Source organism: Variovorax boronicumulans NBRC 103145 (assembly GCF_001591345.1).
Taxonomy (GTDB): domain Bacteria; phylum Pseudomonadota; class Gammaproteobacteria; order Burkholderiales; family Burkholderiaceae_C; genus Variovorax; species Variovorax boronicumulans.
Genome location: NZ_BCUS01000012.1, coordinates 1 through 25724, shown reverse-complemented (window position 1 = coordinate 25724; position 25724 = coordinate 1). Strand labels below are relative to the sequence as shown.

Below are 25724 nucleotides of genomic sequence, written 5' to 3'. Positions count from 1 at the left end.
ATGCAACGTTCCACCAACGACATCTGGGTCGGCCTGTTCGTGCTGATCGGCGGCGCCGCATTGCTGTTCCTGGCGCTGCAGTCGGCCAACCTGCTGAGCCTGAACTTCCAGAAGACCTACACGGTCACCGCGCGTTTCGACAACATCGGCGGGCTCAAGCCCCAGACCGCGGTCAAGAGCGCTGGTGTGGTGGTCGGTCGTGTGGAATCCATCGCGTTCAACGACAAGGCCTTTCAGGCCGATGTGACGCTGGCGCTGCAAAACCGTTACAGTTTTCCCAAGGACAGCTCGCTCAAGATCCTGACCAGTGGCCTGCTCGGCGAGCAGTACATCGGCATCGAGGCGGGCGCCGAGGAAAAGAACCTGCAAGCCGGCGACACCATCACCGCGACCCAATCGGCCGTGGTGCTGGAGAACCTGATCAGCCAGTTCCTGTACAGCAAGGCAGCCGAGGGGAATACGGCGCCGGGAACAGCCAACAAGAAATGACCACACGACTTTTTTCGTCGACTGCTATTAAAAGTGTAGCTAGCTCCGCCCGTTGGGCCATCGCCACCGTCGGTTTCGCCCTCGTGGCCGGATGCGCCACCGGATCCGGCGCAAGCCCGACCGACCCCTTCGAGCCGTACAACCGCGGCATGACGCGCTTCAACGACACCGTCGATGAGGCCGTGCTGGAGCCCGTGGCCACTGCCTACCAGAACGTGGTGCCCTCGCTGGTGCGCCAGGGCGTGACCAACTTCTTCAGCAACCTCGGTGACATCTGGAGCCTGGCCAACAACGTGGCCCAGCTCAAGCTGCAGAACAGCGCCGAGACCTTCATGCGGCTGAACGTCAACACCTTCTTCGGCCTGGGCGGCCTGCTCGACGTTGCCTCCGAGGCGCGCCTGCCGCGCCACGAGGAAGACTTCGGCCAGACGCTGGGCTACTGGGGCGTGGGCGCCGGTCCGTACGTCGTGCTGCCGTTGCTCGGCCCCTCGACGCTGCGCGACACGATCGCCCGGCCGCTCGACATGTACGGCGACGCGCAGGGCCATATCCACGACATCGCCTGGCGCAATTCGCTGGCAGGCCTGCGTGTCGTGGACACCCGCTCGCGCTACCTGGGTGCCACCCGCCTGCTCGACGAAGCCGCGCTCGACAAGTATTCGTTCACGCGCGATGCGTTCCTGCAGCGCCGCCGCAACCAGGTCTACGACGGCAACCCGCCGGACGACGACAACGCCGGCAAGTGACGGCAAAAGAGGGCGGACGGGGTGGTCCTGCTTGCATCCGGTTGCAAGGCTTCACCTCCGCTTCAGGAACCCGGTCGGCCTGATGCCTGTCGAAACCGTTCCTGTCTCAGCACGGGGCCATTGGCTGCACCGTGCAGGGAAGACAATTCAACCTGAGGGACTCACCATGAACAACAAGATCTTGCTGCAACGACGCGACCTGGGCCGCCTGGCATTGGCCGGCGCGCTGCTGTTCGGCGCCGCCACCGCTTTCGTGCATCAGAGCGCATTCGCGGCCGATGAAGCCCCCGACGCGCTCGTCAAGCGCCTGTCGACCGACGTGCTCGAGACCATCAAGGCCGATTCGTCGATCAAGGCCGGTGACATCAACAAGATCATGCTGCTGGTCGACAGCAAGATCATGCCCAACGTCAACTTCCAGCGCATGACCGCCTCGGCCGTCGGCCCGGCTTGGCGCCAGGCCACGCCCGAGCAGCAAAAGCGCCTGCAGGACGAGTTCAAGACCCTGCTCGTGCGCACCTACGCCGGCGCGCTCGACCAGGTGAGCGACCAGACCGTCACCATCCGCCCGTTCCGCGGCGCCCCCACCGACACCGACGTGCTCGTGCGCACCGAGGTCAAGGGCCGCGGCGACCCGGTGCAGCTGGACTACCGCCTCGAAAAGACCCCGGGACAGGGCGCCGGCTGGAAGGTCTACAACCTGAATGTGCTTGGCGTGTGGCTGGTCGATACCTACCGCACCCAGTTCGCGCAGGAAATCAACAAGAGCGGCATCGATGGCCTGATTGCCGCGCTGGCCGCGCGCAACAAGGGCAACGGCAAGGGCTGACGGGCACACGCCATGCTGGTCCTCCCCTCCCGACTCACCCACGACGAGGCTCCTGCCTGCATGCGCATGCTGCAGCAAGGGCTCAAGGGCCAGACCGATTCGTCGTCCACCGTGGTCGACGCCACGGCGCTGGCCCAGTTCGATTCCTCCGCGCTGGCGGTGCTGCTCGAGTGCCGGCGCGAATCCAGCGCGCTGGGCCGGGGGTTCTCGGTCAAGGGCCTGTCGCCGCGCCTGCGCGAGCTGGCCGCGCTGTACGGCATCGCGGGCCTTCTGCCCGCCGCGCCCTGACGCCCTAGCGCGTGCGTGGCACCGCTGCGGTCAGCAGCGAGAGCGCCTTGTTCAGGGTCGAGGTCGCGAATCGCTCTCCCTTGGAGTGGCCGATGCGCACGACCACAAGATCGTGCGACGGAATCACGAGCACGAACTGGCCCCCTGCGCCGAGCATGTAATAGGCCGTCGTCGGCGCCGCCAGTGCCCCCGTTCCATTGATCCAGAAGAATCCCCCGTAGATGGGGCGCTGGTCTGCGGCCCAGGCTGGTGCGGCCGTGCTCACGAAATTGACGAATCCCTCGGGAAGAATGCGCTCCCCGTTCCACACCCCGTCCTGCAGGTAGAGATTGGCCAGCCGGGCCCAATCGCGGGCCGACATGAAGTCGTAGCCTTGCGTGAGGAAGTTGCCGTAGGGATCGGTCTCGATCACCATGGAGCGGATGCCGATCTTGTCGAAGATGGCGCGTTGCGGGAACGAGAGGTACTCCTCGCCGCGCTTCTCGACTCCAAGGCGGACCAGGTAGTTGGCAAGCACCGGATCGGTGTTGCGGTAGCGGCCGACCGTGTTGGGCGGCCATTGCTGCGGGCGGGTCGCGGCGTAGTTGAATGCGTTGATCCGGCCCGTGTAGTAGTAGATGTGATCGGGGTAGGTGCCGTTGGGGTCGAAGTCCGGATCGTCCGGGGCCTTGATGCGCAGCCCGCTGGACATGCGCAGGATGTCGGCAATGCGGATCTGCTGGCGGCCGTCGCCGGCACCTTGCCATTCGGGAATCGGCGCGGGCTGGTCGAGCTTGTACACGCCCTGCTTGATCAGCACGCCCATCATCGTGGCCACGACGCTTTTGCCCATCGACCATGATTCGAGCGGCGTTGTCGCGCTGATGCCGCTCATGTAGCGCTCGCCGATGAGTCGCCCCTTGTGCGTGACCACGAAGGCGGCGGTGTAGGCCTCCGTGGTTTCGAAGGCGGCGCCGAGGGCCTGGTTCACCTTGGCCATGTCGACGTCGGCGGGCGGCGGGTCGTTCGGCAGCACATCCCCCATGGGCCAGGGCACGGTCGTGGGGTCGGCCAGCGCGCTCTTGACATTGACGGGTGTGAAGAGAACGTCGTCCTTGCCGGGCGGCAGCGTGATGCAGCCCTGCGAACCGAAGTGACGGGCCACCAGCGTCGGGCCGCCGTTGGGCATCGTGATCCGGACCTCCTTCTTGGTGCGGTCGACCACCGGCGCGCCCACTTTCTTGCGCTGTTCGTACGGCCCCGTGAAGTACCCGATGGTTTCGGCGGCGACCGCAGGATCGAGTCCGGTGATGAAGACCGCCGAGCACATGGCCTTGGCATAGCCGGACGTGTTGTGCTCCAGCACATCGCCGGGTGGTGGCACGTAGGGCGTGTCCAGCTCCAGGCACTTGGCGCGTGCAATGAGTGCATCGCGGGCTGGCAGCTGGGCCGAACCGGCAGATGAAGTGCAAGGTTGGGCGGTGCCGCCCCCTGCGCCAGCGCCTGCGCCGCCGCCGACAAGGGCGATGCCGCCACCTCCGCCGCCACCACCTCCACCTCCTCCCCCACAAGCGGTCAGCACCATCGCCAGGAGCAGGGCGGCAACGGTTGGGAAGGGGCTGCGGGTCAAACACTTCATTGGCGTTCCTCGCGATGGGCGGTTGTGGTGCGCAGAATCGGCACCGGCGGGATTGTGGGTGAACTCCGGGCCGATGCCTAGCGCGGCCGGCTCCCCGCGTTCACCCCTGAGCAGCGCCGAAAAACCCATCGCCCGTAAAATCGCGGGCTCCCATGCCCGCGATCTCATTCCAGTCGGTCTCCAAGACCTACCCTCCCTCCCGTCAGCAACGCGCCCAAGGCAAGCAGGGGCTGCGTGCGGTCGACGAGGTTTCCTTCCAGATCGAGCCGGGCGAGTTCTTCGGCCTGCTCGGCCCCAACGGCGCGGGCAAGACCACCCTCATCAGCATGCTGGCGGGCCTGTCGCGGCCCACGGCGGGGGCGATCAGCGTGCACGGCTTCGACGTGCAGCGCGACTACGCCGAGGCCCGGCGCCAGCTCGGCATCGTGCCGCAGGAGCTGGTGTTCGACCCCTTCTTCAACGTGCGCGAGTCGCTGCGCATCCAGTCGGGCTACTTCGGCATCAAGAACAACGAAGCCTGGATCGACGAGCTGCTGCAGAGCCTAGGCCTGGCCGACAAGGCCACGTCCAACATGCGCCAGCTCTCGGGCGGCATGAAGCGCCGCGTGCTGGTGGCACAGGCGCTGGTGCACAAGCCACCGGTCATCGTGCTCGACGAGCCTACGGCCGGTGTCGACGTCGAATTGCGCCAGACGCTCTGGCAGTTCGTCGCCAAGCTCAACAAGCAGGGCAGCACCGTGCTGCTGACCACCCATTACCTCGAGGAGGCCGAGGCACTGTGCAGCCGCATCGCGATGCTCAAGCTCGGCAAGGTGATCGCCCTGGACCGCACCAGCGAGCTGCTGAAGTCGGCCGCAAGCAACGTGCTGCGCTTCAAGACCGATGCCATGCTGCCCTGGGCCATCGCCCAGCACGCGCGCATCACCGGGCGCATCGTGCAGCTGCCGGCGCAGAACGCGCATGAAGTCGAACAACTGCTGGCCGCGATCCGCGAAGCCGGCGTCGCGGTGGAAGACGTGGAAATGCGCAAGGCCGACCTGGAAGACGTGTTCATCGACCTGATGGCGGGCGAGCAGACGCCGCTGGAGGTGTCGCGATGATGGCCGTCACGGGCTGGCGCGCGCTTCTGTACAAGGAAACGCTGCGCTTCTGGAAGGTCGGCTTCCAGACCGTCGGCGCGCCGGTGCTCACCGCGCTGCTGTACCTCATGGTGTTCGGCCACGTGCTCGAAGGCCGCGTGACGGTCTACGGCTCCGTGGGCTACACCGCCTTCCTGATCCCCGGCCTCGTGATGATGAGCGTGCTGCAGAACGCGTTCGCGAACAGCTCGTCCTCGATCATCCAGAGCAAGATCATGGGCAACCTCGTGTTCGTGCTGCTCACGCCGCTGTCGCACTGGGGCTGGTTCTTCGCCTACGTGGGCTCCTCGGTGATCCGCGGGCTGGCGGTGGGCGTGGGCGTGTTCGCCGTGACCCTCTTCTTCGCCGTGCCGAGCTTCGTGGCGCCGGTGTGGATCCTGGTGTTCGCGCTGCTGGGCTCGGCCATGCTGGGCACGCTGGGCCTCATCGCCGGGCTCTGGGCCGAGAAGTTCGACCAGATGGCCGTGTTCCAGAACTTCCTGATCATGCCCATGACCTTCCTGTCGGGCGTGTTCTATTCGATCGGCTCGCTGCCGCCGTTCTGGCAGAGCGTGAGCCACCTGAACCCCTTCTTCTACATGATCGACGGCTTCCGCTACGGCTTCTTCGGGGTGAGCGACGCTTCGCCCTGGCTGAGCTTCGGCATCGTCGGTTCCGCCTGGCTGGTGGTGAGCGCGATTGCCGTTCACCTCCTGCGCATCGGCTACAAAATCCGCGGCTGAACCCGCCTTGCAAGACCCCATGACCGCTGACGAACTCCAAGCCATCATCGCTGCCCATCTGCCGTGCGAGCACATCACGCTCGAGGGCGACGGCCGACATTGGTACGCGACCATCGTCTCGGCCGAATTCGAGGGCAAGCGCGCCATCCAGCGCCACCAGCGGGTCTACGCCACCCTCGGTGCGAAAATGCACACCGACGAGGTGCATGCGCTCTCGATGAAGACCTACACGCCGGCCGAATGGGCCGCCGTGGACAAATGACTTTCCGGCCCCTGCGGGCCTCCTGATTTCGCTGGATCCTTCATGGACAAACTTCTGATTCGCGGCGGGCGTGAGCTTCGCGGCGAAGTGCTCATTTCCGGCGCCAAGAACGCCGCGCTGCCCGAGCTGTGCGCAGCGCTGCTGACCGACCAGCCCGTGGTGCTGCACAACGTGCCGCGCCTGCAGGACGTGTCGACCATGCTCAAGCTGGTGCGCAACATGGGCGTGACGGCCGAGGCCGACGACAACGGCACCGTTCGCCTGAACGCCGGCGAGCTCGGCAACCCCGAGGCCCCCTACGAACTGGTGAAGACCATGCGCGCCTCGGTGCTGGCACTGGGCCCGCTGCTGGCGCGCTTCGGCCACGCCAAGGTGTCGCTGCCGGGCGGCTGCGCCATCGGCTCGCGGCCGGTCGACCAGCACATCAAGGGCCTGCAGGCGATGGGCGCCGAGATCGTGGTCGAGCACGGCTACATGGTCGCGCGCCTGCCCGAAGGGCGCACGCGGCTGAAGGGCGCGCGCATCCTGACCGACATGGTCACCGTCACCGGCACCGAGAACTTCCTCATGGCCGCCGCGCTGGCCGAGGGCGAGACGCTGCTCGAGAACGCCGCGCAGGAGCCCGAGATCGTCGACTTGGCCGAGATGCTGATCCGCATGGGCGCGAAGATCGAAGGCCACGGCACCAGCCACATCCGCATCCAGGGCGTCGAGAAGCTGCACGGCTGCGAGCACGCCGTGGTGGCCGACCGCATCGAGGCCGGCACCTTCCTGTGCGCCGTGGCGGCCACGGGCGGCGAGGCCTTCCTGCGCCATGCGCGCGGCGACCACCTCGACGCCGTGATCGACAAGCTGCGCGACGCCGGCTGCACCGTCGTGACCGAGCCCGACGGCATCCGCATCGGCTCGCAGGGCCCCGCGTACGACCACCTGAAGGCGCAGAGCTTCAGCACCACCGAATATCCCGGCTTCCCCACCGACATGCAGGCCCAGTTCATGGCCCTGAACGTGATCGCGCGCGGCGCCTCCATGGTCACCGAGACCATCTTCGAGAACCGCTTCATGCACGTGAACGAGATGGTGCGCCTGGGCGCGCGCATCCACGTCGAAGGCAAGGTCGCGATGGTCGAGGGCGTGCAACAGCTCTCGGGTGCCACCGTGATGGCCACCGACCTGCGCGCCTCCGCCAGCCTCGTCATCGCCGGCCTCGTGGCCGAGGGCGAGACGCTGGTCGACCGCATTTACCACCTCGACCGGGGCTATGACCGCATGGAATCGAAACTGCGCGGCCTGGGCGCCGACATTGAACGCGTGACCGGAGCCGCCGCATGATCACCCTGGCTCTTTCCAAAGGCCGCATCTTCGAAGAGACGATGCCCCTGCTGGCCGCCGCCGGCATCGAGGTCACCGAAGACCCCGAGAAATCGCGCAAGCTCATCCTCGACACCACCCGCCCCGACGTGCGCGTGGTGCTGGTGCGTGCTTCCGACGTGCCCACTTACGTGCAGTACGGCGGCGCCGACCTGGGCGTGACCGGCCTGGACGTGCTGCTCGAGCACGGCAACCAGGGCCTGTACCAGCCGCTGGACCTGCGCATTGCCGCCTGCCGCCTCAGCGTGGCCGTGCGCGCCGACTACGACTACGCCTCGGCCGTGAAGCAGGGCTCGCGCCTGCGCGTGGCCACCAAGTACGTGGGCCTGGCGCGCGACTTCTTCGCCAGCAAGGGCGTGCACGTCGACCTGATCAAGCTCTACGGCAGCATGGAGCTGGCGCCGCTCACGGGCCTGGCCGACGCCATCGTCGACCTGGTCTCGACCGGCAACACACTCAAGGCCAACCACCTCGTCGAGGTGGAGCGCATCATGGACATCAGCGCCCGGCTGGTCGTCAACCAGGCCGCGCTCAAGCTCAAGCGCGAACCCATCCGCCGCATCATCGACGCCTTCGCGTCCGCCATTCCCTCCGCCTGAACCTCAAACCCATGACTCTGCAAGCAGCCCCCGCCCGACTGTCCACGAACTCAGCCAGCTTCGACGCTGAATTCAAGGCGCGGCTGCATTGGTCCGCGGACGCGGACGCGGCGATCGAGAAGGTGGTGGCCGACATCCTGGCCGACGTGCAAAAGCGCGGCGACGAGGCGGTGCTGGAATACACGAACCGCTTCGACAAGCTCGATGCGAAGACGCTGCCCGAGCTGGAGCTGACGCAGGCTGAACTGAAGGCCGCCTTCGAGGCGCTGCCCGCCGCGCAGCGCGACGCGCTCGAAGCCGCCGCGCGCCGCGTGCGCTGCTACCACGAGGCGCAGAAGAAGGCCTCGGGCGAAAGCTGGAGCTACCGCGACGCCGACGGCACGCTGCTCGGACAGAAGGTCACGCCGCTGGACCGCGTCGGCATCTACGTGCCGGGCGGCAAGGCTGCGTACCCGTCGAGCGTGCTGATGAACGCCATTCCCGCGCACGTCGCGGGCGTGGGCGAGATCATCATGGTCGTGCCCACGCCGAAGGGCGAGAAGAACCAGCTCGTGCTCGCCGCCGCCTACGTGGCCGGCGTGACGCGCGGCTTCACCGTCGGCGGTGCGCAGGCCGTGGCCGCGCTGGCCTACGGCACGGCCACCATCCCGGCCTGCGACAAGATCACCGGCCCCGGCAACGCCTACGTGGCCGCCGCCAAGCGCCGCGTGTTCGGCACCGTGGGCATCGACATGATCGCGGGCCCGAGCGAGATCCTGGTGCTGGCCGACGGCTCCACGCCGCCCGACTGGGTGGCCATGGACCTGTTCAGCCAGGCCGAGCACGACGAGTTGGCCCAGAGCATCCTGCTGTGCCCCGACGCCGCCTACATCGATCGCGTGCAGGCCGAGATCGACCGCCTGCTGCCGACCATGCCGCGCGCCGAGATCATCGCCGCCTCGCTCAACGGCCGCGGCGCGCTGATCCACACGAAGAGCATGGAAGAGGCTTGCGAGATCAGCAACCGCATCGCCCCCGAACACCTCGAGGTGAGCAGCAGCGAACCGCACCGCTGGGAGCCGCTGCTGCGCCACGCCGGTGCGATCTTCCTGGGCAACTTCACCAGCGAGAGCCTGGGCGACTACTGCGCCGGCCCGAACCACGTGCTGCCGACCAGCGGCACCGCGCGCTTCTCGAGCCCGCTGGGCGTGTACGACTTCCAGAAGCGCTCCAGCCTCATCGAGGTGAGCGAGGCCGGCGCGCAGGTGCTGGGCCCGATCGCGGTCACGCTGGCCGAAGGCGAGGGCCTGCAGGCGCACGCCGAAGCCGCGCGCATGCGCCTGCGTAAGATCTGAGGCTCCAACAACCCCGCTTCAGGGAGGAGCACGCCAGATGATTCAACGCCTCTATCGCTCGCGATTTTTCCGCTTCGCCACCGGCCTCGTTGCCGGTGCCGCCTTGCTGGCCGCCTGCACCCAGATGCCGCAAAACCGCGCCGAGACGACGGCGATGGCGGCCACGTCCAGTGCTGCAAAGCCTGCACCCGCGCCGGCCCAGCTCGGCACGCAATGGGGCGAGGGCATCGAGTCGAAGACCCGCACGGTGGCCGCCAAGCGCCTGTCCGACCAGCCCGACGACGTGGCCTCGATCGGCTACAACGACGCGGCCAGCGTGCGCCGCGATGCGGGCAGCAACCCCGAGCGCCGGCTGAACCTGCAGCTGGCCCAGGGCGACATCGAATGGTCGGTGCTCGACGAGAACGACCGCCCGCTGCCGCTGCAGCGCGCGCGTCGAAGCGGCAATGACATGTTCCGCCTCGCCGGCGTCGAAGGTGCGCGCTACACGCTGCGCTTTCGCAACCTCAGCGATCGCAGCTACGAGGTGATCGCCACCGTCGACGGCCTGGACGTGCTCAACGGCAAGCCCGGCAGCCTGCGCAACGGCGGCTACGTGCTGCGCCCGCAGCAGACGCTCAACATCGAGGGCTTCCGCAAGAGCCAGAGCGAAGTGGCCGCCTTCCGTTTTGCCACGCCGGGCCGCGCCTACGCTGCGAACACCGAGGCCGGCGACGTGCGCAACATCGGCGTGATCGGCGCCGCGCTGTTCGAGCTCGAAGAGCCGAGCGCCCCGCGCCGCACCCGCCGCGACGCCTCGCCGTCGCAGCCCAGCGCCTTCCCGGCCGACGGCGCGTACGCGCCGCCGCCGCGCTACCGCAAGTAAGCCAGCGAGGCCATGCAACGCGCCGCCGTCCTGCTGTTGCCGCGCCTGCCGGCGCTGCTGCTCGCCCTGGCGGCCGGTGCGATCGGCGCCGGCGCGCAGGCCATGAGCATCCGCGAGCTGCGTACGCTCGAAGCCAGCGAGAAGGACGGCAAGGCCTACGCCAGCTACTACCTCGTCGGCGTGCTCGAAGGCCTGCGCGAGGGCGTCGAGTCGTCGCAGCGCAACGGCCAGGTGCCGCCGTTCTGCATCGAGGGCCGCCGCCTCGAACCCTCGATGGCCCGTTCGCTCTACCAGACCGAGCTGAGCCGCAACGCCGACAGCTACGAAGCCGACATGCCCGTGCAACTGGTCATGGCCGGCGCCCTCCGCAACAGCTACCGCTGCACCCGATGACCGTTTCCGATTCTTCCGCCTCCGACAACCGCCTGCCGCTCGACCGCATCCGCGCCGATGTGCGCGCCATGCACGCCTACGCGGTGCAGGACGCGCGCGGCTTCCTCAAGCTCGACGCGATGGAGAACCCCTACGGCCTGCCGCCCGCGCTGCAGGCCGAACTGGGCGCGCGCCTGGGCGCGCTGGCGCTCAACCGCTACCCCGGCGACCGCGGCGCCGACCTGCAGCGCGCGCTGGCCGTCCATGCGGGCCTGCCCGAAGGCTTCGGGCTGATGCTGGGCAACGGCTCGGACGAACTGATCTCACTGCTGGGCATCGCCTGCGACCAGCCCGGCGCCGCCGTGCTCGCGCCCGTGCCCGGTTTCGTCATGTACGCGATGAGCGCCCAGCTGCAGGGCCTGCGCTTCGTCGGCGTGCCGCTCACGGCCGATTTCGAGCTCGACGAGGCCGCCATGCTGGCCGCCATCGCGCGCGAGAAGCCCGCCATCGTCTACCTCGCTTACCCGAACAACCCGACCGCCAACCTCTGGGACGACGCCGTCATCGAGAAGATCGTGCAGGCCCAGGGCGCGCAGGGCGGCCTGGTGGTGATCGACGAGGCCTACCAGCCCTTCGCCGCGCGCAGCTACATCGACCGGCTCGCGAACCACCGCCACGTGCTGCTGATGCGCACCCTGAGCAAGTTCGGCCTGGCCGGCATCCGCCTGGGCTACCTCATGGGCCCCGCCGCGCTGGTCGCCGAGATCGACAAGGTGCGCCCGCCCTACAACATCAGCGTGCTCAACTGCGAGGCCGCGCTGTTCGCGCTGGAGCACGCCGCCGTGTTCGAGGCCCAGGCGCGCCAGATCCGCGAAGGGCGCGACCAGCTCATGGCCGCGCTGGCCCGGCTGCCGGGTGTGAAGACCTGGCCCAGCGACGCCAACATGATCCTGCTGCGCGTGCCCGATGCCACCCGTACCTTCGAGGGCATGAAGGCCCGCGGGGTGCTGGTGAAGAACGTTTCTAAAATGCATGAACTGCTCGCCAACTGCCTGCGCCTCACCGTCGGAACGGCCGACGAGAACACGCAGATGCTGGCGGCGCTCGAAGCCTCACTATGACCACCCCCACGACCCCGGGCAGCACCGATCGCATCGCGACGGTCACCCGCCACACCGCCGAAACGAAGATCACGGTCAGCGTCAACCTCGACGGCACCGGCAAGGCCAAGCTCTCCACGGGCATCGGCTTTTTCGATCACATGCTCGACCAGATCGCCCGCCACGGGCTGATCGACCTGGACATCGACTGCGAGGGCGACCTGCACATCGACGGCCACCACACCGTGGAAGACGTGGGCATCACGCTCGGCCAGGCCGTGGCCAAGGCCATCGGCGACAAGAAGGGCATCCGTCGCTACGGCCATGCCTATGTGCCGCTGGACGAGGCGCTGAGCCGCGTCGTCATCGACTTCTCGGGCCGCCCGGGCCTCGTGATGCATGTGCCCTTCACCAGCGGCATGATCGGCACCTTCGACAGCCAGCTCACCTACGAGTTCTTCCAGGGCTTCGTGAACCACGCCTTCGTCACGCTGCACATCGACAACCTGAAGGGCGTGAACGCGCACCACCAGTGCGAAACGGTGTTCAAGGCCTTCGCGCGCGCCATGCGCGGCGCGCTGGAGCTCGATCCGCGCTCCGTCGGCGTCATTCCCTCGACCAAAGGTTCGCTCTGAAACTCCCCGGCGAACAGCTATGAAATCTGTAGCAAAAAATTCCGTCGCGGTCGTCGACTACGGCATGGGCAACCTGCACTCCGTGTCGCAGGCCGTGCGCCATGCGGCCGACCAGGTGGGCGTGGAGGTGTTCGTCACCTCCGACCCGGACGTGGTGCGCCAGGCCACCCGCGTGGTGCTGCCGGGGCAGGGCGCCATGCCCGACTGCATGCGCGAGCTGCGCGACTCGGGCCTGCTCGAGTCGGTGCTCGAAGCCGCGGCCAGCAAGCCGCTCTTCGGCGTGTGCGTGGGCATGCAGATGCTGCTGTCGCGCAGCGACGAAGGCCCGACCGACGGCCTGGGGCTCATTCCCGGCGAGGTCGTCAAGTTCGACCTGGCCGGCCGCCTGCAGCCCGACGGCAGCCGTTTCAAGGTGCCGCAGATGGGCTGGAACCAGGTGCGCCAGGCCCAGCCGCACGCGGTGTGGGCGGGCATTCCCGACCAGAGCTACTTCTATTTCGTGCACAGCTTCTACGCGTGTCCGGCGGATGCCCGACACAGCGTGGGCGAGGCCGATTACGGGGCATGCTTTACCGCGGCCATCGCACGCGATAACATTTTTGCCACCCAGTTCCACCCGGAGAAGAGTGCGGACCATGGGCTGCAGCTGTATCGCAACTTCCTCCACTGGAATCCCTGACCTTATATTCCCGCCCGGGCCGCACCGTTGGCAGCCCGGCTTTCGCACACTCGCGTCACTTCCATGCTCCTCATTCCCGCCATTGATCTCAAAGACGGCCACTGCGTTCGCCTCAAGCAGGGCGACATGGACCAGTCCACCATCTTCAGCGAAGACCCCGCCGCCATGGCCCGCAAATGGGTCGAGGCCGGCGCCCGTCGGCTGCACCTGGTCGATCTGAATGGCGCCTTCGCCGGCAAGCCGCAGAACCACGCGGCGATCAAGGCGATCCTGAAGGAGGTCGGCGACGACATCCCGGTGCAGCTGGGCGGCGGCATCCGCGACCTGGACACCATCGAGCGCTACATCGACGACGGCCTGCGCTACGTGATCATCGGCACCGCCGCGGTCAAGAACCCCGGCTTCCTGAAGGACGCCTGCAGCGCCTTCGGCGGCCACATCATCGTGGGCCTGGACGCCAAGGACGGCAAGGTCGCCACCGACGGCTGGAGCAAGCTCACGGGCCACGAGGTGGCCGACCTGGGCAAGAAGTTCGAGGACTACGGCGTCGAATCGATCATCTACACCGACATCGGCCGCGACGGCATGCTCTCGGGCATCAACATCGACGCCACCGTCAAGCTCGCGCAGGCGCTGACCATCCCCGTGATCGCCTCGGGCGGCCTGTCGAACATGGCCGACATCGACCAGCTCTGCGCGGTCGAGTCCGAAGGCGTCGAGGGCGTGATCTGCGGCCGCGCCATCTACTCGGGCGACCTCGACTTCGCCGCCGCCCAGGCGCGCGCGGACGAGCTGGCCGGCGCCTGACGCCTTTGCCGTAGCGGCGCGTGCTCTCCGCGCTCGCCATCGCCAATTACCGCTCGCTGCGCCAGCTGACGGTGCCGCTGGGCCGCCTCACGGTGGTGACGGGCGCCAACGGCAGCGGCAAGTCGAGCGTGTACCGCGCGATGCGCCTGCTGGCCGACATCGCCAACGGCGGGGTGATCCGCTCGCTGGTGCGCGAGGGCGGGCTGTCTTCCACGCTGTGGGCCGGGCCCGAGCGCTTTTCGGCGGCCATGCTGCGCGGCGAACAGCCGGTGCAGGGCACCACGCGCAGCGAGCCGGTGGCGCTGAAGCTGGGCTTCGCCGGCGCCGAGGCCGACGATTTCGGCTACGCCATCGACATCGGCCTGCCGCCGCCGATCCCGTCCTCGGCCTTCTCGCACGACCCGCAGATCAAGCACGAAGCGATCTGGAGCGGCCCGCTGCTGCGCCCTTCCACGCACCTGGTCGATCGCAAGGGCGCCGCGCTGCGCCTGCGCGACGGCAAGGGCTGGCAGGCCGTCGGCCGGCCGATCCCGGCCTTCGCCAGCATGATGACCGAGCACGCCGACCCGCGCGACGCGCCCGAGATGCTCACGCTGCGCGAGCAGATGCGCTCCTGGCGCTTCTACGACCACTTCCGCTCGGACGCCGACGCCCCGGCGCGTCAGCCGCAACTGGGCACCTACACGCCTGTGCTGGCGAACGATGGGGCCGATCTGGCCGCGGCCCTGCAGACCGTCCGCGAGATCGGCGACGGCGAGGCGCTCGACGGCGCCGTGGACGATGCCTTCCCGGGCGCCCGCATCGAGGTGCAGGCGAACGGCGACCGTTTCGAGACGCTGATGCACCAGCACGGCCTGCTGCGGCCCCTGACGGCCGCCGAACTGTCGGATGGCACCCTGCGCTACCTGCTGTGGATCGCGGCGCTGCTGACGCCCCGTCCGCCCGCGCTGCTGGTGCTCAACGAGCCCGAGACCAGCCTGCACCCCGACCTGCTGCCCGCGCTGGGCCGCCTCATCGCGCAGGCCGCGCGGTCGTCGCAGGTGATCGTGGTGTCGCATGCGGCGCGCCTGATCGCCGCCCTGGACGACAGCGACGGCCTGCAGCCGGTGGTGCTCGAAAAGCGCTTCGGCGAGACCCGCATCGCGAACCTCGACATGAGCGAGATGCCGCGCTGGGAGTGGCCCGCGCGGTAAAGAAGGGCAGGCGCCGGCCTACTCGGCCTTCACCGCCATCGTCTGGATGATCGTTTCCAGCTGCGCGCTCATCGGCAAATTGAGGCTTTCCCCCGAGGGCAGCTTGCGCATGAACCAGCGCTTGTACTGCCGGTGGATCTCGCCGTCTTCCGCCAGCACCTGGAAGGTGTCGATCACCACCTTGTTCAGCTGCGGGTCGCCCTTGCGGTACATGACCGCGTAGGGGTCGTAGGAGAGGAAGTCGCCCACCACCTCGTACTGCGCCTTGGCGGCGTCGCGGGCGATCAGGCCGTAGAGCAGCACGTCGTCGGTGGCGAAGGCGTCGGCCTGGCCGTCCTTCACGAGCGCGAACGACTCGGCATGGTCGCGCGCCACCTTCAGCTCGATGTTGAGCTTGAACTTCTGCGACAGGTCGCGCAGCGTCTTCTCGTTGGTGGTGCCCGCCGTCACCGCCACCTTCTTGCCGGCCAGGTCGCGGAACGACTGGATCGGCGCGCCCTTCTTCACCAGCACCTTGGTGCCCGAGACGAACATCGTCGGCGAGAAGGCCACGCGCTTTTGGCGCTCCAGGTTGCTGGTGGTGGAGCCGCACTCGAGGTCGACCTGGCCGCTGACGACCGCGTCGATGCGCGAGTCGGAGGTGACGGGCACCCACTTGATCGTGAGGCTCTTGTTGACCGTGTCCTCGATGGCCGTGACGAGTGCGCGGCACAGCTCGATGGAGTAGCCGATCGGCTCCTTGCGCGCATTGAGGTACGAAAAGGGCACCGAGGCCTCGCGGTGGCCGATGGCGATGGTGCCGCTCTCGCGCACCTTGGCCAGCGTGCCGGTGAGGAGCTCCTGCGCCTGTGCCGGGCCGGCCGGCAAGGCGAGGACCACGCCCGCCAGCAGCCATGCGGCGACGGCGGAGGGCAGCGTGGCGATGCGCGTCATGGCGTGGCGCCTCACGCGTGCGCCGGGTGGGCGAGGGTGGCGGCAGCTTCCTCGTCGAGCACCTTGGCATTGGCCTCGGCATCGCTCTCGGACAGCAGCTCGCCCTCCCACTTGGCGACCACGGCCGTGGCGATGGAATTGCCCACCGCGTTGGTGGCCGAGCGGCCCATGTCCAGGAAGGTGTCCACGCCCAGGATCAGCAGCAGGCCGGCCTCGGGAATGTCGAAGTGGTTCAGCGTGGCGGCGATCACCACCAGCGAGGCGCGCGGCACGCCGGCCATGCCCTTGGAGGTGAGCATCAGGATCAGCAGCATGGTGATCTGCGTGCTGATCGGCATGTGGATGTCGTAGGCCTGCGCGATGAACAGCACGGCGAAGGTGCAGTACATCATCGAGCCGTCGAGGTTGAACGAGTAGCCCATCGGCATCACGAAGCTGGAGATCTTGCGCTTCACGCCGAAACGGTCGAGCGCCTGCAGGATCTTCGGGTACGCGGCTTCGGAGCTCGCGGTGGCGAACGACAACAGGAACGCCTCCTTGATGAGCACCAGCAGCTTGAACACGCGCGGCCCCAGGAACAGCAGGCCGGCCATGATGAGCACGCCCCACAGCACGAACAGGCCCAGGTAGAAGTCGCGCATGAACACGGCGAACTTGATCAGGATGCCGAGGCCATTCACGGCCACGGTGGCGGCCATGGCGGCCAGCACCGCCAGCGGCGCGAGCTTCATGACGTAGCCCGTGATCTTGAGCATGGCGTGCGACAGCTCCTCGATGGCGGCCACCAGCGTCTTGGCCTTGTCGCCGAGCGAGGCCAGGGCCACGCCGAAGAACATCGAGAACACCACGATCTGCAGGATCTCGTTGTTGGCCATCGCCTCCACGAACGACTTGGGCACCGTGTGGCTCACGAAGTCCTTGAAGGTGAACTTGTTGGTCGCCAGGTTGGCCGAGGCGCCGATGTCGGGCAGCGGCAGGCCCAGGTTCTCGCCGGGCTTGAGCAGGTTGGCCATGACCAGGCCGATCACCAGCGAGATCAGCGAGGCCGTGAGGAACCAGCCGATGGCCTTGCCGAACACGCGGCCCACCGACTTGGCGTCGCCCATGTGCGCGATGCCCACCACCAGCGTGGAGAACACCAGCGGGCCGATCAGCATCTTGATCAGGCGCAAGAAGACGTCGGAGACGATGGAGACGTAGTCCGCGATCTCCTTGGCGGCCTTCTTGTCGGGAAAGCTGGTGAAGATCATGTAACCGACGATGATGCCGAGCACCATGGCGATCAGGATCCAGGCGGCCATGGGCAGCTTTTTCTTCATGCGTATCCCCTTTGTCGTGTGAGAGTGGTTCTTTTCGAGTGCACGGGACCGACCCGGCACAGGGTATCCAAGAAAGGCGGCTGCACGCAATGGCCTGCTGCCAGGATGCGGCGGCTGCCTACAATTCCTCACATGGATATCCGCTCGATCGAGTTTCGAGGCCAGCCGGCGTTGCACGCCGTGGCGGCCGATGGCAGCACGCTGACGGTGGCGCTGCATGGCGCCCAGGTGCTTTCCTGGGCCCCGGCCCGCGGTGGGGAGCGACTGTATCTGAGTCCGAAGGCCGTTTTTGACGGCCAAACCGCCATCCGCGGCGGCATTCCCCTGTGCTGCCCCCAGTTCAACCAGCGCGGCATGCTCCCCAAGCATGGCTTCATGCGCAATCTGCCTTGGATTCGCGAGGATTCGGGCGCGCCCGACACGCTGCGGCTGGTGCTGCGCGACAACGACGCCACCCGCCGGCTCTGGCCGCATGCCTTCGAGGCCCGGATGGACGCCACGCTCGCCGCCGGCCGGCTGCGCACCGCGCTCACCCTGGCCAACACCGGCGACGCGCCCTGGCCGTTCTCGGCCGCGCTGCACACCTACCTGCGCGTGGACGACATCGCCGCGGTGCGCCTCGAAGGCCTGCAGGGCGCCGCCCGCTGGGACGCGGTGCGCGACATGCGCCAGACCGAAACCGCCGCCGCGCTGCAGTTCGACGCCGAGTTCGACAGCGTCTACACCGCCCCGGCGCAGCCGCTGCGGCTGGTGCAGCCCGGCGGCACGCTCGAAATCACCCAGAGCGAAACCTGCACCGAAACCGTGGTCTGGAACCCCGGCGCCGCGCTCGGTGCGACACTCGCGGACATGCCCCCAGAGGGCTTCCGCCACATGCTGTGCGTCGAGGCGGCCCGCATCGACGAACCCGTCGTGCTGGCGCCCGGCGCCCAATGGCAGGGCTGGCAACAGCTTTGCGTTCTCTGATTTCTCCCTGGTTCACCACCCCATGCTTGCCAAACGCATCATTCCCTGCCTCGACGTCACCGGCGGCCGCGTCGTCAAGGGCGTCAACTTCCTCGAGCTGCGCGATGCCGGTGACCCGGTCGAGATCGCGGCGCGCTACAACGCGCAGGGCGCCGACGAACTCACCTTCCTGGACATCACCGCCACCAGCGACGGCCGCGACCTGATCCTGCCGATCATCGAGGCGGTGGCCTCGCAGGTCTTCATTCCGCTGACCGTGGGCGGCGGCGTGCGCACCGTGGCCGACGTGCGCCGGCTGCTCAACGCGGGCGCCGACAAGACCAGCTTCAACTCGGCCGCCATCGCCGACCCGCAGGTGATCAGCGACGCGGCCAAGAAATACGGCTCGCAGTGCATCGTGGTCGCCATCGACGCCAAGCGCCGCAGCCCCGAAGACGCCGCCACGCGCGGCGCGGGCTGGGACGTCTACAGCCACGGCGGGCGCAAGAACACCGGCCTGGACGTGGTGCAGTGGGCGACCGAGATGGCGCGCCGCGGCGCGGGCGAGATCCTGCTCACCAGCATGGACCGCGACGGCACCAAGAGCGGCTTCGACCTGGCCCTGACGCGCGCCGTGAGCGACGCGGTCAACGTGCCGGTGATCGCCTCGGGCGGCGTCGGCAGCCTCGACGACCTGGCCGACGGCATCCAGAAGGGCGGCGCCGACGCGGTGCTGGCCGCGAGCATCTTCCACTACGGCGAGCACACCGTGGGCGAGGCGAAGGCGCGCATGGCCGAGCGCGGGATTCCCGTGCGCATCGACGCCTGAGCGGGACCGGAAGGGTCTTTTCCTATCCTCGACAATATCACCATGAATTGGCTCGATGAAGTGAAGTGGGACGCGAACGGGTTGGTGCCCGTGATCGCCCAGGAACAAGGCACGAACGACGTGCTCATGTTCGCGTGGATGAACCGCGAGGCGCTCGAGAAGACCGCCGAGTTGGGCCGCGCGGTGTATTTCAGTCGCTCGCGCAGCAAGCTGTGGTTCAAGGGCGAGGAGTCGGGCCACGTGCAGACCGTGCACGAGATCCGCCTGGACTGCGACAACGACGTCGTCCTGCTCAAGGTGACCCAGCTTGGCCACGAGCCCGGCATCGCCTGCCACACCGGCCGCCACAGCTGCTTCTTCAGCAAGTACGAGAAGGGCCAGTGGGCCGTGGTCGAACCGGTCTTGAAAGACCCGGAGTCGATCTACAAATGAGCGCCACAGTGAACGATTCGAATATGTCCGACGCGCTCGCCCGCCTGGCCGCGGTGCTCGAGAGCCGCCTGCCCGCGAACGGCGGCGACCCCGAGAAGAGCTACGTCGCCCGGCTGCTGCACAAGGGCCCCGACGCCTTCCTCAAGAAGATCGGCGAGGAAGCCACCGAGGTCGTGATGGCCGCCAAGGACGCCGATCACGGCGGCGACCGCTCGAAAATAGTGAACGAAGTGGCCGACCTGTGGTTCCACACCATGGTGGCGCTGGCCCACTACGGTTTCTCGCCGGCCGACGTCGTCGCGGAGCTCGAGCGCCGCGAGGGCACCAGCGGCATCGAGGAAAAAGCCCTGCGCAAGGTGCAGGCCCGCGAAGCTTCCAACGACTGAATGATCGATTGAAAGGGCATCGACCATGGCCAATGACATCGTGAACGTGGAACCCGACGACTCCCTCAAGACCTGGGGCTGGGTCAGCTACGTGCTGCACCTGATCGTGGCCATCGGCGCGGTCGTGCCGGGCGCGCAGGCCTCCGTGCTGCTGCTGCTCATCGCCCTGCTGATCGATTTCGTGAAGCGCGACGACGCGGCCGGCACCTGGCAGGCCTCGCACTTCAGCTGGCGCATCCGCTCGGTGCTGTGGGCCGGCCTGCTGTACATCGTCACCTCGTGGCTCTGGCTGCTGCTGTTCGTGCCGGGCTGGATCGCCTGGAGCCTGATTTCGCTGTGGTTCCTCTACCGGATCGTGAAGGGCATGATCCGGATGAACGACGGCCGTCCCATGGAACCCAAAGATGTCATCTGATCCGAACTGCGTCTTCTGCAAAATCATCGAAGGCAAGATCCCCTCGCGCAAGGTCTACGAAGACGACGACCTGTTCGGTTTCCACGACATCGCCCCCTGGGCGCCCGTGCATTTCATGCTGGTGCCCAAGAAGCACATCGCCTCGATGGCCCAGCTCACGCCCGAGGATTCGGCGCTCATGGGCAAGATCATGACGCTGGCCCCCCAGCTGGCGCTGGAGCAGGGCTGCCGGCCCTATCCGGACGGCGGCTACCGGGTCGTCGTGAACACCGGCGCCGAAGGCGGGCAGGAGGTTCACCATCTCCATGTGCACGTCATGGGCGGCCCCCGCCCCTGGCTTCGCGGCTGAGCAGGGTTAAGCCAAACTGTCACATTCCCCCCGACTAAAATCGGACACATTCTTAGGAGTTCTCCATGGGTTCTTTTTCCATCTGGCACTGGCTGATCGTGCTGCTCGTCGTGGTCATGATCTTCGGCACCAAGAAGCTGCGGAACATGGGTTCGGATCTCGGTGGCGCCGTCAAGGGCTTCAAGGACGGCATGAAGGACGGCTCGGCCTCCCCCGATGCCTCCACCACGTCGGCCCCCACGCAACAAGTGACCGGCCAGCCGGCCAACAGCGACAAGTCGACGATCGACGTCGAAGCGCGCCAGAAGTCCTGAGCACCGCAGGCACACATCCGTGATCGACCTCGGCATTGAGAAGCTGGCGCTCATCGGCGTCGTGGCGCTGATCGTGATCGGGCCGGAGAAGCTGCCGCGCGTTGCACGCACGGTGGGCGCCCTGCTCGGCAAGGCGCAGCGCTATGTGAACGACGTCAAGGCCGAAGTCAACCGTTCGATGGAGCTCGACGAGCTCCGCAAGATGAAGACCACGGTCGAGGACGCGGCGCGCGACGTGGAGCACAGCATCCACACTGGCGCCAGCGAGTTCGAGAAGCAGTTTTCCGGCGCGTCCGGCGACACCCTGTCGGCACTGGCCGAGCCCGAGCAGGCGGTGCCCGAATACAGGCACCCCCGCAAGAACTGGCGCCTGAAGCAGGGCGCCACGCCGAATTGGTACAAGGCGCGCAACGGCGTGCGCACCAAGGCGCTGTCGGGCGCGGCGCGGGTCGCCCGCTTCCGCCCCCACAAGATCAACTGACGCACGCGCACGCCCCGCGGCGTTCCCGGGCGCCCAGTGCGCCTGTGTCTTCTCCCACGCTTTCTCCCCTCCCATGGCCGATTCCGACAACAAGAACAAAGAAGAAGACGAGCTGGCGGGCACCGAGCAGCCGTTCGTGCAGCACCTGGTCGAGCTTCGGGACCGGCTGCTGTACTGCGTCTACGGCCTGGTGGTCGCGGGCGTGCTGCTGGCGATCTGGCCCGGTCCGAGCGGGCTCATGGACATCATCGCCATGCCGATCCGCGCGCACATGCCGCCGGACGCCAAGCTGATCGCCATCGGCGTGTTCTCGCCGTTCTTCGTGCCGCTCAAGGTGCTGATGATGGCGGCCGTGCTGCTGGCGCTGCCCTGGCTCATGTACCAGGCCTGGATGTTCGTCGCGCCGGGCCTGTACAGCCACGAGAAGCGCTTTGCCCTGCCGCTGATCTTCTTCGGCAGCGTGCTGGCCTACGGCGGCATCGCCTTCGTGCAGCTGTTCGTGCTGGACAAGATGTTCGGCTTCATCCAGAAGTTCACGCCCGCGGCGGTGGCGGCCACGCCCGACATCTCGTCGTACGTCGAGGCCATCCTGTCGCTGTACATCGCCTTCGGCGTGGCCTTCCAGGTGCCGATCGTGGTGATGCTGCTGGTGCGCTTCGAGATGGTCACCATCGAGAAGCTGCGCTCGTTCCGCGGCTACTTCATCGTGATCGCCTTCGTGGTGGCCGCGGTGCTCACGCCGCCCGACGTGGTGTCGCAGCTGGCGCTGGCGGTGCCGATGTGCCTGCTGTACGAGGTGGGGATCATCGGGGCGCGCTACTTCGCAGGAACGGGCAAGGCGCCCGAGGGTGAGGAAGAGAGCGCGGGTTCGGGGTCTTCCGGCAGTTCCTGATCCCCCCGGATCGGTCGGCCTCGCACCAGCGGCGGGCCCAAAACGAAAGCGGCCCTCGGGCCGCTTTTTTGTTGCTGTCGGACCTGTCTGGCTGATGCACAGGACATTCCTCAATCAACGCAATCATTGAGCTCGCTTCGGCGAGCTCTTTTTTATCCGGCTGACGAAATAGGGGCCATGCCCGCGCGTGCGGAGGCTCAGGCAGGACAGAAGTACCAGGCTTTTTCAGATCGTCCCGGTACTTATCGCCCAGGAAGGAAAGGGCATTTCTTCCATGTGCCCGCGTCGCTGGCGCGATCTAATTTGCAAACAAAAACAAAAAAAAGAACACGAACTGCAGCGTGGGACAGGCATGCGCCGGCCTTTCGGCGCTCACCAAGGACGCACATGACCGCGATCACCGGCTCCAACGGCAACGACCTTCTCACCGGCACGGCCGGCAGCGACACCATCAACAGCGGCAACGGGGACGACAGCGTCTACGGCGGAGCCGGGAACGATTCATTGAATGGTGGCGCGGGAGACGACACGCTCGATGGCGGCAGCGGCAGCGACCAGCTCAACGGGGGATCGGGGAACGACACCCTGATCTACAACGTCAGCGAAAACATCGCGGCGGGCACCAAAGACGTGTACACGGGCGGGGCGGGTGTCGATACGCTCCAGCTCCTGTTCACGAGGGCGCAGTGGCTGGAGTCTTCCACCCAGACGCAGATCGCCGCCTACCTGGCCCATCTTGCGGCAGTGACCAATGCCAGGACCGGTGAGGTGTCCAACGGCTCGGCCAGCGATTTCGTTTTCAGCTTCGGGTCGTCCACGCTGACCGTCCAGATGACCGAAACCTTGAGAGTCCTCGTGGACGGGGTCGAGGTGAATCCGGCCAACGAGGCGGTCAAGGCGCTGGGCGATGCGGTCGCGACGACCGAAGACGGCCCGGGGATCCAGATCCATGTGCTGCAGAACGACCTGGTCCCCGACCTGGTCAAGAGCCTGGCGCTGGCCTCGGGGCCGGCCCACGGGACGGCGACGCTCGTTCAGCCGGCGATGGGCGATCCGTCGACCTGGTATTTCCAGTACCAGCCTCATGCAGCCGCTTTCCAGTACCTGGCAGCGGGCGAGAGCGCCACCGACACCTTCAGCTACGAGGTGAAGGACGCCGATGGCGGGACGGGACTGGCCACGGTGACCATCACCATCACCGGCAGCAACGATGGTCCGGTGATCACAGCCCAGGACCTGGTGGGCGCGGTGAGCGAGCAGGCCGCGCCGGTGGGCACGCTGAGCGACAGCGGCGTCATCGGCTTCAGCGACCTGGACCTGAGCGACGTGCACCTGGTGAGTGCCACCGGCACGCCGGTCGGCAGCGTGCTGGGCAGCCTGACGGCGGTCAAGAACGCCGACACCACGGGGACCGGCACGGGCGGCCAGCTCACCTGGACCTACACCGTGAACGCCACGGCCGTCGAATACCTGGCCGCGGGCCAGACCCGGGTCGAGAGCTTCACCATCACCGTGAACGACCAGCACGGCGGCGTCGTCACCCGGCAGATCGACGTGAGCATCACCGGCACCAACGACGCGCCGACGATCGGCGCGGCCGATGCCGCCGCGGCGGTGACCGAGGATGCGGCGACGCCGACCCTGAGCGACAGCGGCACGATCACCTTCGACGACGTGGACCTCAGCGATGCGCACGGCATCAGCGTGGCGGCCGGTTCAGGCAACACCCTGGGCGGGGTGTTGACGGCGGGTGTCAGCGATGCGGCCACGGGCGCGGGCGACGGCACGGTGAGCTGGAACTACAGCGTCGCCAACGCGGCCACGCAGCATCTGGCCCAGGGCCAGACGGCGACGGAGACCTTCACCGTCAGCATCGACGACGGCCACGGCGGCACGGTCAATCAGCAGATCACTGTGACGGTGACCGGGACCAACGATGTGCCGGTGATCGGTGGTGTGGCCAGCGGCGCGGTGAGCGAGGATGCCTCGGCGCCGAACCTGAGCACCAGTGGTGCGCTGACGATCGCTGATGTGGATGCGGGCCAGTCGAACTTCGCGCCTCAAGCCAGCACTGCTGGCAGCAATGGCCACGGCAGCTTCACGCTGGCGGCCAATGGCAACTGGAGCTACACGGCCAGCAATGGCCAGACGGCGATCCAACAGCTGGGCGCGGGTCAGTCGATCAGCGATAGCTTCACCGCTGTGTCTTCCGACGGGACAGCCAGCCAGGTGGTGACCGTGACGATTACCGGGACCAACGACGTGCCGGTGATTGGTGGCGTGGCCAGTGGTGCGGTGAGTGAGGATGCCTCGACGCCGAATTTGAGCACCAGTGGTGCGCTGACGATCGCCGATGTCGATGCGGGCCAGTCGAACTTCGCGCCTCAAGCGAGCACCGCCGGCAGCAACGGCCACGGAAACTTCACGCTGGCAGCCGACGGCAGCTGGGCCTACACAGCCAACAATGGCCAGGCGGCGATCCAACAGCTGGGCGCTGGTCAGTCGATCAGCGACAGCTTCACTGCGGTCTCGTCCGACGGGACCGCCAGTCAGTTGGTGACCGTGACCATCACCGGGACCAACGACGTGCCGGTGATCGGCGGGGTGGCCAGCGGCACGGTCAGCGAGGATGCCTCGACGCCGAACCTGAGCACCGGCGGTGCGTTGACGATTGCTGATGTCGACCAGGGTCAGTCGAACTTCGCGCCCCAAGCGAGCACGGCCGGTAGCAGTGGCTACGGTAGCTTCACGCTGGCGCCTGATGGCAGCTGGACCTATACGGCCAACAACAGCCAGGCGGCGATTCAACAGCTGGGCGTGGGTCAGTCGCTCAGTGACAGCTTCACTGCAGTCTCGTCCGACGGGACGGCCAGCCAGGTGGTGACCGTGACCATCACCGGGACTAACGATGTGCCGGTGATTGGTGGCGTCGCCACCGGCGCGGTGAGCGAGGATGCCTCGACGCCGAACCTGAGCACCAGCGGCGCGCTGACGATCGCCGATGTCGACGCAGGCCAGTCCAGCTTCACAGCCCAGGTCGGCTCCGCCGGCAGCAACGGCTACGGCAGCTTCACGCTGGCGGCCGGCGGTAACTGGACCTACACGGCCAACAACGGCCAGGCAGCGATTCAGCAGCTGGCCGCTGGTCAATCGATCAGCGACAGCTTCACTGCTGTGTCTTCCGACGGGACCGCCAGCCAGGTGGTGACCGTGACCATTACCGGCACCAACGACGTTCCGGTGATCGGCGGCGTCGTCACCGGCACGGTGAACGAGGACGCCTCGACGCCGAACCTGAGCACCGGCGGTGCATTGACGATTGCTGATGTCGACCAGGGTCAGTCGAACTTCGCGCCACAGGCGAGCACTGCCGGCAGCAAC

General features: G+C 67.3%; 30 protein-coding genes. 27 read left to right on the top strand and 3 right to left on the bottom strand.

The annotated features are described in order from the left end of the window. From mlaD to VBO01S_RS05650, 4 genes are all read left to right on the top strand, one after another. A complete protein-coding gene (gene mlaD, locus VBO01S_RS05665) occupies nt 1-489 on the top strand; it encodes an outer membrane lipid asymmetry maintenance protein MlaD (protein ID WP_062471729.1) in 489 nt (162 codons plus the stop codon). Beyond that, the gene (locus VBO01S_RS05660) at nt 486-1235 is read left to right on the top strand and encodes an MlaA family lipoprotein (protein ID WP_062471724.1); all 750 of its coding nucleotides are present in this window, start codon (nt 486-488) and stop codon (nt 1233-1235) included. The genes mlaD and VBO01S_RS05660 overlap by 4 nt, the downstream gene beginning before the upstream one ends. A gap of 166 nt (nt 1236-1401) precedes the next feature. Next, complete coding sequence (locus tag VBO01S_RS05655) at nt 1402-2064, top strand: MlaC/ttg2D family ABC transporter substrate-binding protein (RefSeq protein WP_062471721.1); 663 nt, start codon at nt 1402-1404, stop codon at nt 2062-2064. Nucleotides 2065-2076: 12 nt separating this feature from the next. Beyond that, a complete protein-coding gene (locus tag VBO01S_RS05650) occupies nt 2077-2352 on the top strand; it encodes an STAS domain-containing protein (protein ID WP_062471718.1) in 276 nt (91 codons plus the stop codon). Between the two features lie 4 nt (nt 2353-2356). Here VBO01S_RS05650 and VBO01S_RS05645 read toward each other — a convergent pair whose 3' ends face one another. Continuing rightward, nucleotides 2357-3970 carry a serine hydrolase domain-containing protein gene (locus VBO01S_RS05645; RefSeq protein WP_062471715.1) on the bottom strand — a complete coding sequence of 538 codons (1614 nt, stop codon included), beginning with the start codon at nt 3968-3970 and terminating at the stop codon, nt 2357-2359. A 152-nt stretch (nt 3971-4122) separates the two neighbouring features. Here VBO01S_RS05645 and VBO01S_RS05640 point away from each other — a divergent pair, with 152 nt between their 5' ends. The 13 genes from VBO01S_RS05640 to VBO01S_RS05580 all read left to right on the top strand — a co-directional run bounded on the left by VBO01S_RS05640 (nt 4123) and on the right by VBO01S_RS05580 (nt 15048). Continuing rightward, a complete protein-coding gene (locus VBO01S_RS05640) occupies nt 4123-5070 on the top strand; it encodes an ABC transporter ATP-binding protein (protein ID WP_062471713.1) in 948 nt (315 codons plus the stop codon). Beyond that, nucleotides 5067-5831 (top strand): ABC transporter permease, encoded by a 765-nt coding sequence (locus tag VBO01S_RS05635; RefSeq protein ID WP_062471710.1) that lies wholly within the window; start codon nt 5067-5069, stop codon nt 5829-5831. Before VBO01S_RS05640 ends, VBO01S_RS05635 begins: the two co-directional genes overlap by 4 nt. Before the next feature lie 19 nt (nt 5832-5850). Continuing rightward, on the top strand, nt 5851-6093 hold the full coding sequence (locus VBO01S_RS05630) for a BolA family protein (RefSeq protein WP_062471708.1): 243 nt from the start codon (nt 5851-5853) through the stop codon (nt 6091-6093). 42 nt (nt 6094-6135) lie between these two features. Beyond that, entirely contained in the window at nt 6136-7425 is a 1290-nt protein-coding gene (gene murA / locus VBO01S_RS05625; protein ID WP_062471705.1) for a UDP-N-acetylglucosamine 1-carboxyvinyltransferase, read from the top strand. Continuing rightward, nucleotides 7422-8063, top strand: coding sequence for an ATP phosphoribosyltransferase (gene hisG, locus VBO01S_RS05620; protein ID WP_062471702.1), 642 nt, complete (start codon nt 7422-7424; stop codon nt 8061-8063). Before murA ends, hisG begins: the two co-directional genes overlap by 4 nt. Before the next feature lie 11 nt (nt 8064-8074). Then, complete coding sequence (gene hisD / locus VBO01S_RS05615; RefSeq protein ID WP_062471699.1) at nt 8075-9397, top strand: histidinol dehydrogenase; 1323 nt, start codon at nt 8075-8077, stop codon at nt 9395-9397. A 37-nt stretch (nt 9398-9434) separates the two neighbouring features. Beyond that, entirely contained in the window at nt 9435-10262 is an 828-nt protein-coding gene (locus VBO01S_RS05610; protein WP_062471696.1) for a hypothetical protein, read from the top strand. A gap of 12 nt (nt 10263-10274) precedes the next feature. Next, nucleotides 10275-10655 carry a hypothetical protein gene (locus VBO01S_RS05605; protein ID WP_062471694.1) on the top strand — a complete coding sequence of 127 codons (381 nt, stop codon included), beginning with the start codon at nt 10275-10277 and terminating at the stop codon, nt 10653-10655. Further along, nucleotides 10652-11755: a histidinol-phosphate transaminase gene (hisC, locus tag VBO01S_RS05600; RefSeq protein ID WP_062471691.1), complete on the top strand. Its 1104-nt coding sequence runs from the start codon at nt 10652-10654 to the stop codon at nt 11753-11755. Before VBO01S_RS05605 ends, hisC begins: the two co-directional genes overlap by 4 nt. Then, complete coding sequence (gene hisB / locus VBO01S_RS05595) at nt 11752-12369, top strand: imidazoleglycerol-phosphate dehydratase HisB (protein WP_062471688.1); 618 nt, start codon at nt 11752-11754, stop codon at nt 12367-12369. The genes hisC and hisB overlap by 4 nt, the downstream gene beginning before the upstream one ends. A 19-nt stretch (nt 12370-12388) precedes the next feature. Next, on the top strand, nt 12389-13048 hold the full coding sequence (gene hisH / locus VBO01S_RS05590) for an imidazole glycerol phosphate synthase subunit HisH (protein WP_062471685.1): 660 nt from the start codon (nt 12389-12391) through the stop codon (nt 13046-13048). A 63-nt stretch (nt 13049-13111) separates the two neighbouring features. Beyond that, nucleotides 13112-13855 (top strand): 1-(5-phosphoribosyl)-5-[(5-phosphoribosylamino)methylideneamino]imidazole-4-carboxamide isomerase, encoded by a 744-nt coding sequence (hisA, locus tag VBO01S_RS05585; protein ID WP_062471681.1) that lies wholly within the window; start codon nt 13112-13114, stop codon nt 13853-13855. A gap of 20 nt (nt 13856-13875) precedes the next feature. Beyond that, a complete protein-coding gene (locus VBO01S_RS05580; RefSeq protein WP_062471678.1) occupies nt 13876-15048 on the top strand; it encodes an AAA family ATPase in 1173 nt (390 codons plus the stop codon). An 18-nt stretch (nt 15049-15066) separates the two neighbouring features. Here VBO01S_RS05580 and VBO01S_RS05575 read toward each other — a convergent pair whose 3' ends face one another. Both VBO01S_RS05575 and VBO01S_RS05570 read right to left on the bottom strand, forming a co-directional pair. Next, nucleotides 15067-15981, bottom strand: a complete 915-nt coding sequence (locus VBO01S_RS05575; RefSeq protein ID WP_062471675.1) for an amino acid ABC transporter substrate-binding protein — start codon at nt 15979-15981, stop codon at nt 15067-15069. 11 nt (nt 15982-15992) lie between these two features. After that, on the bottom strand, nt 15993-17300 hold the full coding sequence (locus VBO01S_RS05570; RefSeq protein WP_062471672.1) for a dicarboxylate/amino acid:cation symporter: 1308 nt from the start codon (nt 17298-17300) through the stop codon (nt 15993-15995). A 132-nt stretch (nt 17301-17432) separates the two neighbouring features. Here VBO01S_RS05570 and VBO01S_RS05565 point away from each other — a divergent pair, with 132 nt between their 5' ends. The 10 genes from VBO01S_RS05565 to VBO01S_RS05520 all read left to right on the top strand — a co-directional run. Then, nucleotides 17433-18266 (top strand): D-hexose-6-phosphate mutarotase, encoded by an 834-nt coding sequence (locus VBO01S_RS05565; RefSeq protein WP_062471670.1) that lies wholly within the window; start codon nt 17433-17435, stop codon nt 18264-18266. Nucleotides 18267-18288: 22 nt separating this feature from the next. Then, complete coding sequence (gene hisF / locus VBO01S_RS05560) at nt 18289-19074, top strand: imidazole glycerol phosphate synthase subunit HisF (protein WP_062471667.1); 786 nt, start codon at nt 18289-18291, stop codon at nt 19072-19074. 42 nt (nt 19075-19116) lie between these two features. Then, on the top strand, nt 19117-19506 hold the full coding sequence (gene hisI, locus VBO01S_RS05555) for a phosphoribosyl-AMP cyclohydrolase (protein ID WP_062471664.1): 390 nt from the start codon (nt 19117-19119) through the stop codon (nt 19504-19506). Further along, on the top strand, nt 19503-19892 hold the full coding sequence (locus tag VBO01S_RS05550) for a phosphoribosyl-ATP diphosphatase (protein ID WP_062471661.1): 390 nt from the start codon (nt 19503-19505) through the stop codon (nt 19890-19892). Before hisI ends, VBO01S_RS05550 begins: the two co-directional genes overlap by 4 nt. 25 nt (nt 19893-19917) lie before the next feature. Beyond that, nucleotides 19918-20307, top strand: coding sequence for a DUF4870 family protein (locus VBO01S_RS05545; RefSeq protein WP_056572726.1), 390 nt, complete (start codon nt 19918-19920; stop codon nt 20305-20307). Then, a complete protein-coding gene (locus VBO01S_RS05540) occupies nt 20297-20656 on the top strand; it encodes a histidine triad nucleotide-binding protein (RefSeq protein ID WP_062471658.1) in 360 nt (119 codons plus the stop codon). The genes VBO01S_RS05545 and VBO01S_RS05540 overlap by 11 nt, the downstream gene beginning before the upstream one ends. 65 nt (nt 20657-20721) lie before the next feature. Continuing rightward, a complete protein-coding gene (gene tatA / locus VBO01S_RS05535; protein ID WP_062471655.1) occupies nt 20722-20970 on the top strand; it encodes a Sec-independent protein translocase subunit TatA in 249 nt (82 codons plus the stop codon). 19 nt (nt 20971-20989) lie between these two features. Then, nucleotides 20990-21451 (top strand): Sec-independent protein translocase protein TatB, encoded by a 462-nt coding sequence (gene tatB, locus VBO01S_RS05530; protein ID WP_062471652.1) that lies wholly within the window; start codon nt 20990-20992, stop codon nt 21449-21451. Between the two features lie 73 nt (nt 21452-21524). Then, nucleotides 21525-22343: a twin-arginine translocase subunit TatC gene (gene tatC, locus VBO01S_RS05525; RefSeq protein WP_062471649.1), complete on the top strand. Its 819-nt coding sequence runs from the start codon at nt 21525-21527 to the stop codon at nt 22341-22343. 387 nt (nt 22344-22730) lie between these two features. Further along, on the top strand, nt 22731-25724 hold a 2994-nt coding region (locus VBO01S_RS05520; protein ID WP_303621472.1), incomplete at its 3' end, for a VCBS domain-containing protein.